8 protein-coding genes and 1 pseudogene are annotated in these 15233 nt (G+C 64.7%); 4 read left to right on the forward strand and 5 right to left on the reverse strand.

Features of this window, described 5'->3' with window-relative positions:
- Window positions 1-173 precede the first annotated feature (173 nt).
- Both BRAO375_RS27705 and BRAO375_RS27710 read left to right on the forward strand, forming a co-directional pair.
- On the forward strand, window positions 174-1514 hold the full coding sequence (locus BRAO375_RS27705; RefSeq protein ID WP_009030746.1) for an efflux RND transporter periplasmic adaptor subunit: 1341 nt from the start codon (window positions 174-176) through the stop codon (window positions 1512-1514).
- A gap of 1 nt (window position 1515) precedes the next feature.
- The gene (locus tag BRAO375_RS27710; RefSeq protein ID WP_009030747.1) at window positions 1516-4665 is read left to right on the forward strand and encodes an efflux RND transporter permease subunit; all 3150 of its coding nucleotides are present in this window, start codon (window positions 1516-1518) and stop codon (window positions 4663-4665) included.
- Window positions 4666-4731: 66 nt separating this feature from the next.
- Here the strand turns inward: BRAO375_RS27710 and BRAO375_RS36625 are convergent, their stop codons facing one another.
- Window positions 4732-5439, reverse strand: coding sequence for an NAD-dependent epimerase/dehydratase family protein (locus BRAO375_RS36625; protein WP_009030748.1), 708 nt, complete (start codon window positions 5437-5439; stop codon window positions 4732-4734).
- 1 nt (window position 5440) lies between these two features.
- Here BRAO375_RS36625 and BRAO375_RS27720 point away from each other — a divergent pair.
- A pseudogene (locus BRAO375_RS27720) lies at window positions 5441-5749 on the forward strand (NADH-quinone oxidoreductase subunit D-related protein); the annotation flags it as partial.
- Between the two features lie 196 nt (window positions 5750-5945).
- Here the strand turns inward: BRAO375_RS27720 and BRAO375_RS27725 are convergent.
- The 4 genes from BRAO375_RS27725 to BRAO375_RS27740 all read right to left on the reverse strand — a co-directional run bounded on the left by BRAO375_RS27725 (window position 5946) and on the right by BRAO375_RS27740 (window position 14702).
- Window positions 5946-7235, reverse strand: a complete 1290-nt coding sequence (locus tag BRAO375_RS27725; RefSeq protein ID WP_009030750.1) for a tyrosine-type recombinase/integrase — start codon at window positions 7233-7235, stop codon at window positions 5946-5948.
- A gap of 355 nt (window positions 7236-7590) precedes the next feature.
- Window positions 7591-8151, reverse strand: a complete 561-nt coding sequence (locus tag BRAO375_RS27730; RefSeq protein ID WP_009030751.1) for a DUF4399 domain-containing protein — start codon at window positions 8149-8151, stop codon at window positions 7591-7593.
- Between the two features lie 286 nt (window positions 8152-8437).
- Complete coding sequence (locus tag BRAO375_RS27735; RefSeq protein WP_064742424.1) at window positions 8438-9907, reverse strand: formylglycine-generating enzyme family protein; 1470 nt, start codon at window positions 9905-9907, stop codon at window positions 8438-8440.
- A 37-nt stretch (window positions 9908-9944) separates the two neighbouring features.
- Complete coding sequence (locus BRAO375_RS27740; RefSeq protein ID WP_502688970.1) at window positions 9945-14702, reverse strand: DEAD/DEAH box helicase family protein; 4758 nt, start codon at window positions 14700-14702, stop codon at window positions 9945-9947.
- 42 nt (window positions 14703-14744) lie between these two features.
- Between BRAO375_RS27740 and BRAO375_RS38750 the strand changes: the two genes are divergently transcribed.
- A complete protein-coding gene (locus BRAO375_RS38750) occupies window positions 14745-15119 on the forward strand; it encodes a hypothetical protein (RefSeq protein ID WP_244423326.1) in 375 nt (124 codons plus the stop codon).
- Window positions 15120-15233: the final 114 nt, after the last annotated feature.

The raw sequence follows: 15233 nt of genomic DNA on the forward strand, positions 1-15233 counted from the left end.
GCATGGCGACCCTTGTAGTCGCGGCCTCCACGCGTCGATCGCTCCGGCATCATCAGCGCCTTCTGCTCGGTCGACATTATGAACCTTTGTTGATGCGCCGCGTTTGCAGCCGGGTCGCTCGATCCATCAGTGTCGCTGGCGCGGGCCGTCCGAGGGCGAGCGGGAGGGAAACGATGCCGGGACGCTACCGCCTGCTTTGCGCGATCATTCTGTGGGCGGGTTCGGCGCATTCGCTGGCCGCGCAGGGCAATCCCGGCGGCGCTGTTGCTGTTGGCGTCATCGCCGCGGCGGAGCGCCCGATGACCGAGACCGAGCAGTTTCTGGGACGCATCGAAGCCGTCCGTCGCGTCGACCTGGTCGCACGCGTCACGGCCTTTCTCAACAAGCGCTCGTTCACCGAAGGCGGCGAGGTCAGAGCGGGCGACAAGCTCTATGAGCTGGAGAAAGGACCGTTCCAGGCTGACCTCGCCGCGAAGCAGGCTGTGGTTGCCCAGCTTCAGGCGACGCTTGAGAACGCCCGGCTCACCACCGAGCGCGCGAAGGCGCTGCTCAGCGGTCCTGCCGGATTGCAGTCCAACTACGACGCGGCCATTGCCACCCAGCGGAGCCTGGAAGCGCAGATCAACGCCGCCCAGGCCCAGGTCGAGGCGTCGCAGATCAGCCTGAACTATACCGACATCACCGCGCCGATCGACGGCAAGATCGGCCGCACGGCGGTGACCGAGGGCAATGTCGTCAGTCCTTCATCGGGTGTGTTGACGACGATCGTCAGCCAGGATCCGATGTATGTGACGTTCCCGATCGCCGTGCGCGAGGCGCTGGCGCTGCGCGACCGCTATGCGCCGAAGGGCGGATTCGACGCGGTCGCCATCCGTATCCGTCTGCCGAATGGGCGGCTGTACGGTCAGCGCGGACAGCTCAATTTCGCCAGCAACACCATTACGACCAACACCGACACCATCACCGTGAGGGGTCAGATCGCCAATCCGCCGATCTCGGGCGGCCAGGATGGCTCAGCGCCCAACCGTGAACTGGTGGACGGCGAGTTCGTCACGGTTCTGCTCGAGGGCGTGCAGCCCGTGGAGGTCCTGGCGGTGCCGCGCGCAGCTGTGCTGTCCGACCAGCAGGGCAGTTACGTTTTCGTGGTCGGGGCGGACAACACGGTCGAGCAGCGCCGGGTGCAACTCGGGCAGTCGACGCCAACGCTCGCCAGCGTGACGCATGGGCTCGAGAAGGGCGAGCGAGTCGTTGCCGAAGGCCTGCAGCGCGTGAAGGCCGGCGCCAAGGTGTCGCCGGGGCCGGCGAGCGCGCAGGTCCAGGCGACCATGTCCGACGATAATCTCAACGCAGCTGGAAGCGGCAATGCCGGAAACCAGTCTGTCGGCGCGGCCACGGGTGCATCCAGCGGCGGCAGCAACAACGGCATGAGCAGCGACACCGGCAAGCCGACAGCCGCCCCTCCAGCCAGCGGGGCGGGCGGCATGCCTGCCGGCGCGTCCAACAGCGGCCGCTGACATGATCTCCTCCGTCTTCATCGATCGTCCGCGGCTCGCCATCGTCATCGCGCTCGTGATCAGCATTGCCGGCGCCCTCGCGCTGCTGCGCATTCCCGTCGCGCAATTCCCCGACATCGTGCCGCCGCAGGTGACGGTGTCCGGCAATTTCCCAGGCGCCTCGGCCTCCGTCGTGGAGGCGAGCGTCGGGCAGCCGCTGGAGGCGCAGATCGTGGGCGTCGACCAGATGCTCTACATGAAATCCACCAGCGGCAATGACGGCAGCTACAGCCTGACCGTATCCTTTGCGCTGGGCTCGGACGCGAACATCGACACCGTCAACGTCAACAACCGCGTCCAGACCGCGCTGTCCCAGCTGCCTTCGGAGGTCCAGGCACAGGGCCTCTCGGTGCAGAAGAAGTCGTCGTCGGTGCTGCAGTTCCTGGTGCTCTACAGCGCCAATGGCGAGCAGGATCCGCTGTTCATCACCAACTACGCCATCATCAACGTGCTCGATGCGATCGCGCGGACACCTGGCGTCGGGCAGGCCAACCTGTTCGCCCGCATGAACTATTCAATGCGCATCTGGTTCGACACGCAACGGCTGACCAGCCTCAATCTGGCGCCGAGCGACGTCGTCAATGCGATACGAAGCCAGAGCGTTCAGGCGCCGGTCGGACGCATCGGCAGCCGGCCGATCGGCCCCGATCAGCAGTTCCAATTCAACGTACAGACGCAAGGCCGGCTCGCGAGCGCCGAGCAGTTCGGCAACATCGTGCTGCGGGCCAATCCGGATGGTTCGGTGCTGCGCATCAGCGACGTCGCGCGGGTCGAGATCGGCGCACAGAACCTCGACACGGAAGCTCGCATCGACGGTCAGTCCGGCGTGCCGATTGGCATCTACCTCGCGCCAGGTGCCAACGCTGTGACGACCGCGAACGCCGTCGCGGCGACGCTGCAGCGGCTCTCGGAGCGTTTCCCATCGGGCCTGACCTACCGGGTCGTGCACGATTCCACGACCTTCGTCCGCGAGACGATCGGCGAGGTGCTGCGGACACTTGCCGAGGCTTTCGTCCTAGTCGTCATCGTCGTGTTCCTGTTTCTCGGCAATCTGCGCGCCACGATCATTCCCGCCGTCGCGGTGCCCGTCAGCCTGATCGGTGCCTTCGCGGTGCTGCTGCTGGTCGGCTATTCCGCCAACACGGTGTCGCTGCTCGCGATGGTACTCGCCATCGGCATCGTGGTCGATGACGCCATCGTAGTCGTCGAGAATGTCGAGCGCGTGATGGAGAATGAGCCGGAGCTGTCACCAGCCGATGCCGCCAAAAAGGCGATGCGGCAGATCACGGCGCCTATCATTGCCATCACGCTCGTGCTGCTCTCGGTGTTTGTTCCGATTGCCTTCATTCCCGGCATTTCGGGCACGCTTTTCCGCCAGTTCGCGGTGACCATCAGCGCAGCCATGGTGATCTCCGCGGTGAATGCGCTGACGCTGTCACCCGCGCTTTGCGCGGTGTTCCTGCGGCATACGGGCCCCCGGCGCGGGATCATGCAGCGTGTGCTGGCCGGGATCGACTGGACGCGGGACCGCTATGCCGGCGGCGTCCGGCGGCTGCTGCGGATTTCGGTTCTCTCGGTCGTGCTGGTGATCGCCTGCGGGGCCGGCATCTTCGGCATGTCGCTGATCACGCCGACTGGCTTCCTGCCCGAGGAGGATCAGGGCGCCTTCTTCGTCATGGTACAGCTTCCGGACGGCGCATCGGTCTCGCGCACCAGCGAGGTGGCCGGACGCGTGGAGCAGGATCTGCGCAAGCTCGACGGCGTCGACCACGTGCTGTCGATCATAGGCTTCTCGCTGCTCGACGCAGGCGCCGAGCCGAACGCGGCCTTCATGGTGGTCCGGCTGAAGCCGTTTGCGGAGCGGACCAGCGTGGCGCAATCGGCGCAGGCGCTAATCGCCAAGGCCGCTGCAGCCGGCAGCCAAATTCAGCAGGCAAACGTCCTGCCCTTCAACCTGCCGCCAATCATCGGCCTGTCGACCAGCGGCGGCTTCGAATATCAGCTTGAGGCGCTGGAAGGGCAGGACCCGACCGCCATGAACAGCGTGATGAACGGCCTGATCGCGGCGGCCAATCAAGAAGCGCGGTTGGCGCGGGTGTTCTCGACCTTCAGCGCCAGCAATCCGTCGATCTATCTCGACATCGACCGCGCCAAGGCGCAGGTGTTGGGCCTCAACCTGAGCGACGTCTTCACGACATTGCAGGCAACACTTGGCGGCATCTACGTCAACAATTTCAACCTGTATGGCCGCACCTGGCAGGTCAACGTCGAAGGCGAGGCCAAGGATCGGCGTGACATCCCGTCGCTCTGGCAGATCTACGTCCGCAACGCCCGTAATGAGATGGTGCCGCTCCGCTCCATCGCGAGCGCCAAGATGGTGCAGGGACCGCAGGTCATCACGCGTTACAACAACTACCGGTCGATCACCGTCAATGGCGGGCCGGCGCCCGGCGTCTCCTCGGGCGCGGCGATCGCGGCGATGCAGGAGATCTCCAACCGGACGCTGCCATCTGGTTATTCGTACGAATGGACCGGCACCGCCTATCAGGAACAGCAGGCGGCTGGGCAGACCGGCGTGATCATGGGATTGGCCGTATTGTTTGCCTATCTGTTCCTGGTGGCGCTGTATGAGAGCTGGATGATTCCAGTCCCAGTGCTGCTTTCGGTCACCGTCGGTGTCCTCGGCTCCTATGTGGCCGTTCGTCTCGCCGGACTCACTCTGGATCTCTACGCCCAGATCGGGCTCGTGGTGCTGATCGCGCTGGCCGCGAAGAACGGCATTCTCATCGTCGAGTTTGCCAAGGAACAGCGCGAGCAGGGCAAGGACGTCGTCGACGCCGCGGTGCTCGGCGCCCAGATGCGGTTTCGCGCCGTCATGATGACCTCGATCGCATTCATCCTCGGGCTCGTGCCGCTTGTCATTGCGACCGGCGCCGCGCAGATCAGCCGGCGGGCGGTGGGCACGGCGGTGTTCGGCGGCATGCTCGCAGCCAGCACGATCGGAATCATGCTGATCCCGATGCTCTATGTCACGTTTCAGAGACTGCGCGAGCGCGGCAAGCGGGCCATGCTGGAGAGGTCGTCGACCGAACCATCGCCACCGGCTGGCTGAGACCAGCCCTCATAGTCGCGTTACCTCGTATCGCTGAGCAGGGACAGTGACTGGACCGGAAGCGGTTCAGTCGTCGAAAGAGGTGACCGAGCGTCTACGCCCGTGCGTCTTGATGTTGTTCGGCGTATCCGTCGGGATTGAGCGACTGCCAGCGCCAATGACGGCGCACATGGTGGCTAACGAACGCTTGGCTGACCATCCAAGGGACGATTGAGCCGCATCAGTTGCCGCATCGTAGCTGTCGAGATCGCCCGGACGGCGCTCGACGAACTTGAAGGGAAGCGGCTTGCCACTCGCTAGCTCGAACGCGCGGATGACGTCGAGAACGCTATGACCAAGGCCGGTGCCGAGATTGAGCGCGGCGCATCCGGGTTGGTCCAGCCGGTCCAGGGCGGCGACATGGCCTTCCGCCAGATCCATGACGTGGACGTAGTCGCGGATTCCCGTACCATCAGGCGTGTCGTAGTCATTGCCGAACACTTTGAGATGATCCCGACACCCGATCGCAACCTGGGCGACGAAAGGCAGCAGATTGTTAGGCACGCCGAGCGGATCCTCGCCGATCAGCCCGCTGTCATGGGCGCCGACGGGGTTAAAATAGCGGAGGAGAGCGGCGCTCCATGATGGATCGCTTGCGCATTGGTCGCGCAGCATATCCTCTATGACAAGCTTGGTGCGTCCGTACGGGTTCACGGGCGCAAGCGGGTGATCCTCCGTATAGGGCAGGAATTGCGGCTCGCCGTATACGGTCGCTCCCGTCCTGATCCAGGACAACAAGGTCGCCCCGCCGCGCCGAGGCGAGATGAAGCGCTCAATGGAGGCCCTGATCCATCACTTCAAGCTGTACACCGAAGGCTTCCATGTCCCGCCCGGCGAAATCTATGTCGCGGTGGAGGCCCCGAAAGGTGAGTTCGGCGTCTTCCTCGTATCCGATGGCAGCAACAAACCCTATCGGTGCAAGATCCGCTCCCCCGGCTTTGCCCATCTGCAGGCGATGGACATGCTGTGCCGCGGCCACTTGCTCGCCGACGTATCGGCCATTCTTGGCTCACTGGATATCGTGTTCGGCGAAGTCGACCGTTAGGGTTTTTGTCCAATGTGTCGACCCCGCCGGCGTATAAATCGAGCGAACGACAGATCGGGCGACCCTAGGCACGGGCAGTCACCTCAGATGGCAATAGCAAGCGAATGTCGGAATCGGTGGTTGCGCCTCCCCGCAACCACCGATGAGTAAGTCCTGTGTGACAACGGCTCGGTCGCTTGCCTCCGCGACATTGAGTTTACGGATCGATGCCGGAAGAAGCCTCTCGTGCCGGACCCTCTCTATTTGCGTCGACTGCTTCAATATCTCGAACGACTCGGTCTACATGGCTTGCCCAAGCGGTGAGCGCGGCGCGCATTTCTGCTTCGTATCGGGCATGATTGTAAACGCCGGCTACTCCTGCCCGATGACCGCTAACGTGGTTGAGCACCGCCTCGATGATATGCGGCAGCACTCCCAGCCGATCAGCCATTACTGTCGCGGCGGTACGTCGAAGATCGTGCAGCCACCATTCAGGTAGGGGAGCGATTGTTTCCCCGGCTCCGTCCCTATCTTTACGCTTGGCGAGCAGCCGCTCATCGAGCGCGGCCTTGGATTTCGACCACCCGGAGAAGCCGCGCGGCTGATCGCCCTTCCGTCGCGGCCCGTCGCCGAAAATATGCTCTCGGCCGATTGAGAGCGCGGGAAGCAGCGTCATGGCTGCTTCCGTCAACGGAAGCGGGTGCTCGCGATGGTTCTTCGTTCGAGAGCCGGGGATCGTCCAGAGACACCTTGAGCAGTCGATTTCGGCCCAACGCATTCCGCCGACTTCGTCCCTGCGCTGGCCAGTCAGGATGAGCAGCTTGACGATGCGTCCGTAGTCGTCGTCCTCAAGGCCGGTCCAGATCTCCGCCAGTTCCGCATCGGTCAGGACCCGCTCCCTCGATCTCGGAGCGGCCGGGCGGTTGGTCCCGAGCACCGGGTTCGCCGGTATCTCAAGGCCCTCTCGAATGGCCCAGTTGAACATGGCTGACAAAGCCGAGCGTGCGCGTGCTGCCGTGACCGCTCCATTTTTAGTCGCGATATCGCCGACGCGAGCGGCAACATGTCGACGGCTGATTTGCGACATCGGGATCGGGTGGAGCGGCTTCCACACGCCGAGCAGATAGCGTTCAATCTCCGAGTACGTCCGGGGGCGCTGCTTTTGCTTGGCTGTCTTCAGGTACTCGCCAGCAACCTTTCGGAACGTGTCGGCCGTCCGCAACGTCAAAAGTTCCCGTTCGGCAGCCGGATCCTTTCCCTGAGCAACCAGCCCGAGCAGGCGCTTCGCTTCCTTCCGCGCCTTCTCAGGCGTCCAGGGGGATCCGTGGGGACCAATGGTAAAGAAGCGCTGTCGACCGGATGCGCGAAACTTCAAAATATAGACTGGCGTACCGCGCTGACGCCGCACGCCAAATCCTCGCACAGCCTCCTTGTGATCCGCATCCCAAATCGCTTCACCGGGACCGAGCGATTGCACCGTTCGGACCGTAATACCCAAATTCGCCATCGCTTACCTTGGTTGCTAGCTACCACGTAGCAACCACCGTAGCGGAAATTGGAGCGTAGGTATGGCGGGCCTCGGCGGTGTGATGCATTGAAATAATTGAGAGTTTCGTCGTTTCGGATACTCTGTCGTAGGCTCGGCGGGACGAAAAATCTGTCTGTGGAACAGGAGGTCGGTGGTTCGAGCCCACCCAACTGTACCAATTAAATCGAGATCTTAGCCGGAGCTCATCGCTTGGTCGCCTGCAAATCTGCGGGGGATCGAGGCTGCCGGCGACCACATTGGTCGCAACGGGCAGCCGCCCGGATGCCGCTGCACGACGCGCCTGTCGCGCCTCTCGGCGGATCATGGTCGGGGGTCACTTCGGAGCAGAAAACAGGCCCTTGAGGAAATCGACGGCTCCCGCCGACTTCGACGGGTCGGCTGGCGTGGCCTCGGCCGTCGATGTCTCGACCGGACGCGCCTGGCGCTCGTGAGCATGCCGCGTCCGCCGATGAGTCCGCTCGGCAGTCCGGCCGTGTCGCTGCGAGCCTTCGGTGATGGTGATCGTGATCTTCTTCGACATCAGCGGCGGATCGAAGTTGAAATGCATGCCGTCGCCCATCAAGAGCTGCAGGGTGTGCTTGCCCGGAGGAAGCTCGATCAGGGCCTCAGTCTCGCCCCCGCCATAGTGGAGATGCTTCCTGTCCTGCGGAATCGGCTCACCCGGGCTGATCGGTTCGTTGGAGTCGATCAGGAGATGATGATGGCCGGTATTGGAGAAGCTGTCTCCGGCGTGTGTCACGCCCATGTTCCGCAATCCGAAGCGGCACCAGAACGGGCTCTTCACGGTGGCGCCGTCCTCGGGCGAGATGAAGTAGAGATAGGCATCCTTGGGAGCCGTCCTCGCCTGCGCCGACGCGTGGGCCGGCAGCAGCATCATCGCAGCGACGAAGGCGAGCGCCGTGACCGATGCATGATGCGATCTTCGCGTCGATGGCGGATCGGCTAGCGGCGCGTCCAGCGCAGAGCTCTCACTCCTCATAACTCCCCAACTCACAAATGCAGACTATGATGGCAAATATCGAACGATCGAGCCGATCGATACAGCGATCGTAGCAAGGCAAAATTGAGGTTCCGCGGGTCTCCTCGCGCGATTCCCGATCAGAATCAAACTAAACTCGCACGGCAGGAGGTGATGCTTCGGAGCTTGCCGAACGTCCGCGTCACAGCGAAAGGGCGATGCGGAAGCCGTGGGTCGGATACCTCACCCGCCCGTCATAGCGGTCGCGGCTACCGCTGCGCGCGTAGCTCGCATCCTTCTTCCACGAGCCCGAGCGGATGACGTGGATGAAGCTCTGCTCCTCGAGCCAGGCCGAGCCGTCGGATGGCGCCCCCTGATACGATTTGTGCCAGTTGTCGGCGACCCACTGGTCGACGCCGCCGCCCATGTCATAGAGCCCGAAGGGATTGGCCGGAAAGCTTCCGATCTTCATCAGCTGTGCTGGCGCGTCGGCCTCGCCACATCGGCTGCAGTTGGCCATGCCGGGGCGCATCTGATCGCCCCACCAGAACTTGGTGCTCGCCCCGCCGCGCGCGGCATACTCCCATTCGGCCTCGGTGGGGAGCCGGAATGGTTTTCCCACCGTTCGCGACAGCCACGCCAGATAGTCCCGGGCATCGTCGTAGTTGACGTTGGTGACCGGGTTGTCATCCGGGCCGCTCGTTACGTCGGCGCACGCCTTGTCGGCAACGCATTCCTTCCACTCGCCAATGGTGACCGGGTATTTGCCGAGGGCGAACGGCTTGATCGTGACGCGGTGAAGCGGAAGCTCTGCGCTTTCGGTGCCACCCATGGTGAACGTGCCGCCGGGAATCATCACGATGTCGGGCAGGCGAACTTTGGTTGTCTCCGGACTCTGCGTCGGCGCTGCGGGCATCGCATCGGCAGCAGGAGGCACGCTCTGTTCTTGCGGCGGAGGCGCCTCGTTGATGGCGGTTTCCGAGACCGCATCTGCCGCGGCCCCTGGAGCGGGCGCGGCGGAGACGGACTGCACGGTGACCATGCGGAAGGACGGTTCGGCTTGAGGAGGATCAGCTAACGCACGGGACGCCTCGGTCGTTTGCGGCTGCGATGGTGGAGCGGGAGCAGGTTCTCGCGCGACGAAGAACCAGAGGCCGGCCGCCGCGAGCAGCAATGCGCCGAGGCCGGCGCCGGCGCGGGCCCAAACGCGCGGACCACGCTCTGCCGCTGCCGCCGCCTTGCGAAGACGGCGGGCCAGCTTGTCGAAGCCGTGGGCTTGCCAGATCTCGGCGCGTCTGCGCGCCTCATCCGTGTCGTACTGAGCGATCGAGACGCCCGGAATGCTGCAGACGACCCGCCCAGTCCCGCCGTTGGCAGGCGTGCTCGCCTCGACTTCCGCAGCATCGCAAACAGCCGCGAGCGACTGTTTCAACGAACCGCACATCATCAGGAGCAGGTTGCCGTCCTCCTTGCTTCGGCGCTCTTGAATCTCCGGACACAAGGCCTGCTCAGCGACGTGATGAAAGCTCGGGGCGCGCAGCGCGTTCAAGCCGACGCGCACGACGCGCCCGCACCGCTCGCAAGGCACGGGATAGGTGACGGTGGTCAACGCGCCTTCGTCCGCCTCAGGCGGCTGAGGTTGCGAGGATTTGAGGACGTCGAGGCCGGTCATCGTGGGTGAGCCACCCTGCGTCGGCCGCGCCGGCGCATCATTGTCCCCAGGCAGTAAACGCATCCGCGAATGCGCGCTCACCGTCCGCTCCTTTCTCGATCGCCAGCACGGCCCGGCTGCCGCCATTGTATACGATCGGAATATCGATCCATTCCTTGCCTTTCAGCAGCAGAACGTTGCGCGTCTTGTCGACCTCGTTGGCCGACAGCGCAATCATGAAGAACTCGGGCGTGACCTTGGCCGTCAAGGTGGACAAGGCGGAGCCGCGGCCTGCTTCCCTGGCCTTCATGCTGACGCCCTTCAACGTATCGACGCCGGCGTGGCCCGGATCGTCCGGCCAGTTGAACTTGACCTCGAGGATGTGGCTTGCCGGCATGTCGGCTTCCTTGTTCGGCCGCAGTGACAACGTCGCCTTCATCTGCTTGTCGATCTCGACATCGCCTTTGATCGAGGCCGGCACGCTGCCCGCGGCACGCTCGACACGCCAGGTCACTTTGCCGAGATAGCGCTTGCCGAGCGGATCCTGCGGATCCTCCTGATACAGCACGGCATGCGATATGATCGGCTCGACCGCGCTGCCGGTCGTGGCGCTGGCGCCGTCGCGGGCAGCCGTGCTCTTGGCGTCCGGCGTCATTCGCTCGGCTGTGACCTTGCGCGGCTCGGTGCCGGCCGGCAGCGCCGCTGCGGGCGAGGCGGCATTCCATGAGACCGCGACCTGGCTCGTCACGGTCTGCCAGGCAGTCGCGAGCCGGCCGGCGGCTGGTTGCCAGTAGATCGAGGCGCCAACCATCGCCACTGTCACGACCGCGGCTGCCGCCATGATACGCCGCCGCAGCGCGCGGCGCGGCAGGGCCGCGTGCTCGAGCGCCGGATCTCGGCGTGCCGACAGCGGCGGATGCTCGATCACCGCGGCATCGCGTCCGCGCTCGACCGTGGCGCTCGTCGTCGACTCCGGCGTTTCAGGCTCCTTCGCGGGCGTGCCGACGAAGGCTTTTGCAGCGTCGTCCGACGCCAATGTCGTTTGGGTGCCGGGCTGCCTCTCCGCATCCGCCATCGCGGCATCTTGATCTATCCACGGCGGCAGCGACGGCGCGGACGTCTCAAACGATGAGACCGTGGCGTCGTCGGCTGCACCGTCGTAGGCCGTCCGGCGCGCCGCATGTGCTTGGCTCGTCGCCATGTCGCTCTCAGCACGGCTACGCAACCAGTCGGGGGCCGGGCGCTGCATCAGCGTGGTCGATGGGGCGCGCTGCTCCTGTCGGGCGAGCGACAGGTTTTCCGCCACCGTGGCGATCTCGTCCTCCAGCGAATAGGCCGGCCGCGATGGCCGGGTCGGGAGGGCACTCGTCGAGCCGCTTGATGCTGCAGCATCGGCGCCGACGACCGGCGCCTGCGGTCGTACGATCGGCAGCGGTGAGCTGGCCATTGGCAGCGCGACCGGCTCGTCACGGCGGGCATGCTCTCGAAGCCGAATCATCCGGTCGGGAAACAGCAGCTCGAGAAGATCGCAAAGCACCGCCTTTGGTGGCATGAGCTGGCGGATGAAGGCCGGAACGCCGCCGAGACCGGTCGGCCCGCCGCTTCCCGTCGCGCCATGTAATTCAGAAATGCGTTGGCCTTGCCCGATCATCTCCTTGGCCGGGTGGTCCTCGCCCATGGCGAGAACCTTACGTCCTCGGAGCAAGACGGTGAGCTCGCGCAGGTCAGATTGCGAGGCGTGATCGATGACGACGAGATCGAATGCGCCCAGTCGCGCCGGCAGTTGCTCGGCGACGCGCCAAGTCGGCATCAGCTGACAGGGAATGCCTTCGTGGCAGCTTTCGAGAGCCTCCCGCGCGACCTGACGCAGCCGGAACGCGCTGGGGCCGGAGCAGGTCGCGGCCATCTTTCGCCATGTCGTCATGAACCTGGTGAACGCCTGTCGCACCGCGCTGCCGGCGCTCTGGGCCAATGCGAGATGCATCCGCGCCACCACGACCTGCTCGAACAGCCGCCGTAGCCTGGTTTCCAATGTCACGCGCTGGTCGGATAGATCCTGAAGCAGCCGCTGCTGCCCGAGACCTTCGGTCTGATGCATCAGCACCGCCCAATTCCAAGCCATCATCCAATCTGCCAGCAGCACCTGATCCTCACCGTCGGCAACTGCCGGTTCGGTCTTGAGACGTCGGGCGAATGCAGGCGCTCCGGCCTCGGTCATGGCCTCATGGAGCTCGTTGATCAGTTCGATGTCGTGGCGACGCTCGTGCAGGCCGTGCAGCCAGGTGCGAATGGCATTCCAACGGATCGCGAGGTCGTCTGCGTCGACCTCATCGCGGCCGATCTGCGACAGTACCTCCGCCCGAACCCGCGCCGCGATCGCACCGCAGCCCTCAAACAGCTCGTCCAGTCTGATGAGCTCGTTGCGCTGCTTGCCGATGCGGACGGCTGTGCTCCTGATGGCGGATGCAAGCGCTGTCAATCGCTGACCGTCGTACAGCAAGCCGGCAATCTCCGCTTCCAGTAGCGGCAGCTTCGAAGCGGTGGCCAGAATATTGCGCCTGGCCAGAGTCGCCGCCACGAGCGCGACTTCGACGCTCCTGACGAGGCGCTCGTGGCCGGTGAGCGAGTGGGAGGGGTTCGGCTCCGGCGTGGGCGCGCCGAGTTCTGCTGCCAGGGACCGCCACCGGACGTCGAGCGAATGCAGGTGACGGCGCCACGTGAGATGGTCGCGCACATGCGCCCAGTCGGCCGCGCTCTTCGGCGCGAAGCCCGCCACCCTGATCGTATCCAGAGTCTGCTTCAAAGCGCGCCCGGAGAGCGAGAACGCCGCAAACGGTCGTTCGCCCGCGGCCAGCCGCTCGACCGTTCTCAGCAGCTCCTCGCTGACGAACGCGTCCGCGGGCATTTCCACCGGTCTAACGAGAAAGCCGGCCCGTAGCGACAGCAAGGACGATGCATCGCGGGCATAATCGATCAGGATGTTGCCGTCGATGGAGGTCTCGCTTGACGTCGAGCCGACCGGCGACAACGCTGCGAGCCATGGCTCCTCGGCTATCACGCCATGCGCTGCGGCGAGCGCATCGAGATCGTTCGCAAACTTATCCGCGCCCTCCGGATCGAGCTGCTCGATGGCCTCGCGGGCCAACCGTCCGTCGCCGCTGTTCTCTATCCGTTGAAGGTCCAGATGCAGACGCGTCAGAGCTGCGGCGTCAGGAAGAGCCGCGATGTCCGGCTGCTGGTCGTCGAGATATCCGAGATCATCACCAAGTCGCAGCCGCGCTGCCCGGGCCTGGTCGACCGCCGCCACGATCAGGTCGGTCTCGCCCAGAAATCGCAGGGGCCGATCGGCGAACCATGCATAGGTCTCGCGATCGGCGATCAGGGTTGCCAAGGCATCGAGCGGCAGGCCCGAGCTGCCTGAGCGCAGCATCGTGCGGTTGGCAATGTCGGTGACCTCATCGTCGAGTCGGGCAATCTCGCGGCTGGCCGCGATGATCTCGCGCTCGAGTTCGTTGACGTGCTCGGCCTGATCGTGCAGGTCCGTCGTGTCGATGATCGACAGCAGTCTGCTGACGACGCTCTCGGCGTGCTTCAACACGTCCTTGTCGGAGCCGGTCAGATCGACGGTGAGGTCGCGGACGGGCAGGGGCAGCTTCTCGGAGAGCAGCGACAGCCCGGCTTCGCTGCGAGATACGACGAGCACCCGCAGCCCCAGCGCGAGATGATGACAGACCACGTTGGCGATCGCCGACGCCCGATCGCTCGCAATTGCGCCCTTCACGACAAGCCCGTCCGACCGTTGAAGCTGGCGCACCATCTCCATCTGGTCGGAGTTCGTCGGCAGCGGAAAGAACAGATCGCCGCGGTCGGCTGCAATCTGCGCCGCGGGCGCGATGTCGATCGGGTCGCCGATTACGCCAGGGAGACGCCGCCGCGTGCCGTCGTTGGAGTCGTCCGGAGTCCCGCGCAGCAGGTGAGCCAATGCAGCCAGACAACCTTCGTTGCCCGGCATGTAGTCCAATGCGCGCTTGAGGCGCCTGATGTCGCGCAGCAAGAGCGCGTCGGAGCGCGGTCGCGCAAAGATCACCCATCGATCGGAGACGACCAGTTGTTCGTTTTCCTCGGGCAGCAGCAGCGCCGAGTCCGGCATGGTCGGACAGTAGATGCCCTGCGGGTCGAGCTGCGACCCGATGGCGCTCAGGATCGGCTCGAAGCTTGCGGGCTGGAATGGCGACAGCTCGGCGCCGCGCTCGAGCAACTGCTCGGCCGTGTTGCCCGCCAGCTTGGCTGCCGGCGTGAGCGGCTCGAACGCCTTCAGATTGGCCGTTGCTCCGACCATGCGCGGCCGGATCCGGATCTCGGCCTCGGAGCTGTCGAGGACCTCGATCTCGACGAGACGTTCAAGCAGCGGCAGGTCGAGCTCGCGGCCATGACGCCGCCATCGGGACACGCCGATGCCCCAGACGATCTCGTAGTTCGCGTCGTTGCGCGCGGCACCGGTCACCCGGGCCATCTCGCATAGCCTGCGGTGAAGCGCGATGGTCCGGCGGCGGGGCCGTTCGGCTGCCGCCCACGCCGCCCATGAGCCGGCGAGATAGCGATCCAGACGCTCGACGATGTCCGGGCGTTGCTCCAGGTGCAGGCGCACGGTCCAGAGCGCCGCGGACGCCGAGTGGCCGACTGCCGCCGCGCAGTGCTCGGGGCGCGCGTGGCCAGCGGCGATCAGCTGCTCCTTGTCCGCCGTCGGCACGGTGACCGTGACACGCTGCCGAACCAGTGGACGCCGGTCTGGATCAGACGGAACGTCGATCCACATCCTGATGTCGGAATCGACCTCCGGCGGGCCGATAGCGGCCAAGTGCTCTACCGCCAGCCAGACAGGACCGTCTGCGTCGAACGTGTTGTGAGTGACGCCGGGCAGGTTCTCGAGTTCGTGCTGATGAAAGGCAAAACGCTGTCCGCCCGCGAGCTGGTGGTCGGACAAGCGTCCGACGACCCGGGCGTCTTGAAGGATCACCTCGGCGAGACGGCCGAGAACGTCCTGCAACGGTCCGACCGTTGGCTCCAATCGATGGACCGCGTTCATGGTGCCTCCCTGATCATAGCGGCGACTAAGCGGAGCAGTCGGCTCACTCTCAAGTCTCATTCCCGACGTTCATCCCGCCCGACCGTCAACAGCGGCAAGGGCAGCTACGAGCATCGAAGCAAAATGCATGTGCTCATTATTCGATGATTGCGTGACCAAGGTGATGCCGTGCTTCCGCGAGGAAATACTAGCGATTGTCAGCTAGGCCACACTAATCGACTGCCAATAGGGTCACGCAATGCGGCGTAATGATGGGAGGGC

Source organism: Bradyrhizobium sp. ORS 375 (assembly GCF_000239775.1).
Taxonomy (GTDB): domain Bacteria; phylum Pseudomonadota; class Alphaproteobacteria; order Rhizobiales; family Xanthobacteraceae; genus Bradyrhizobium.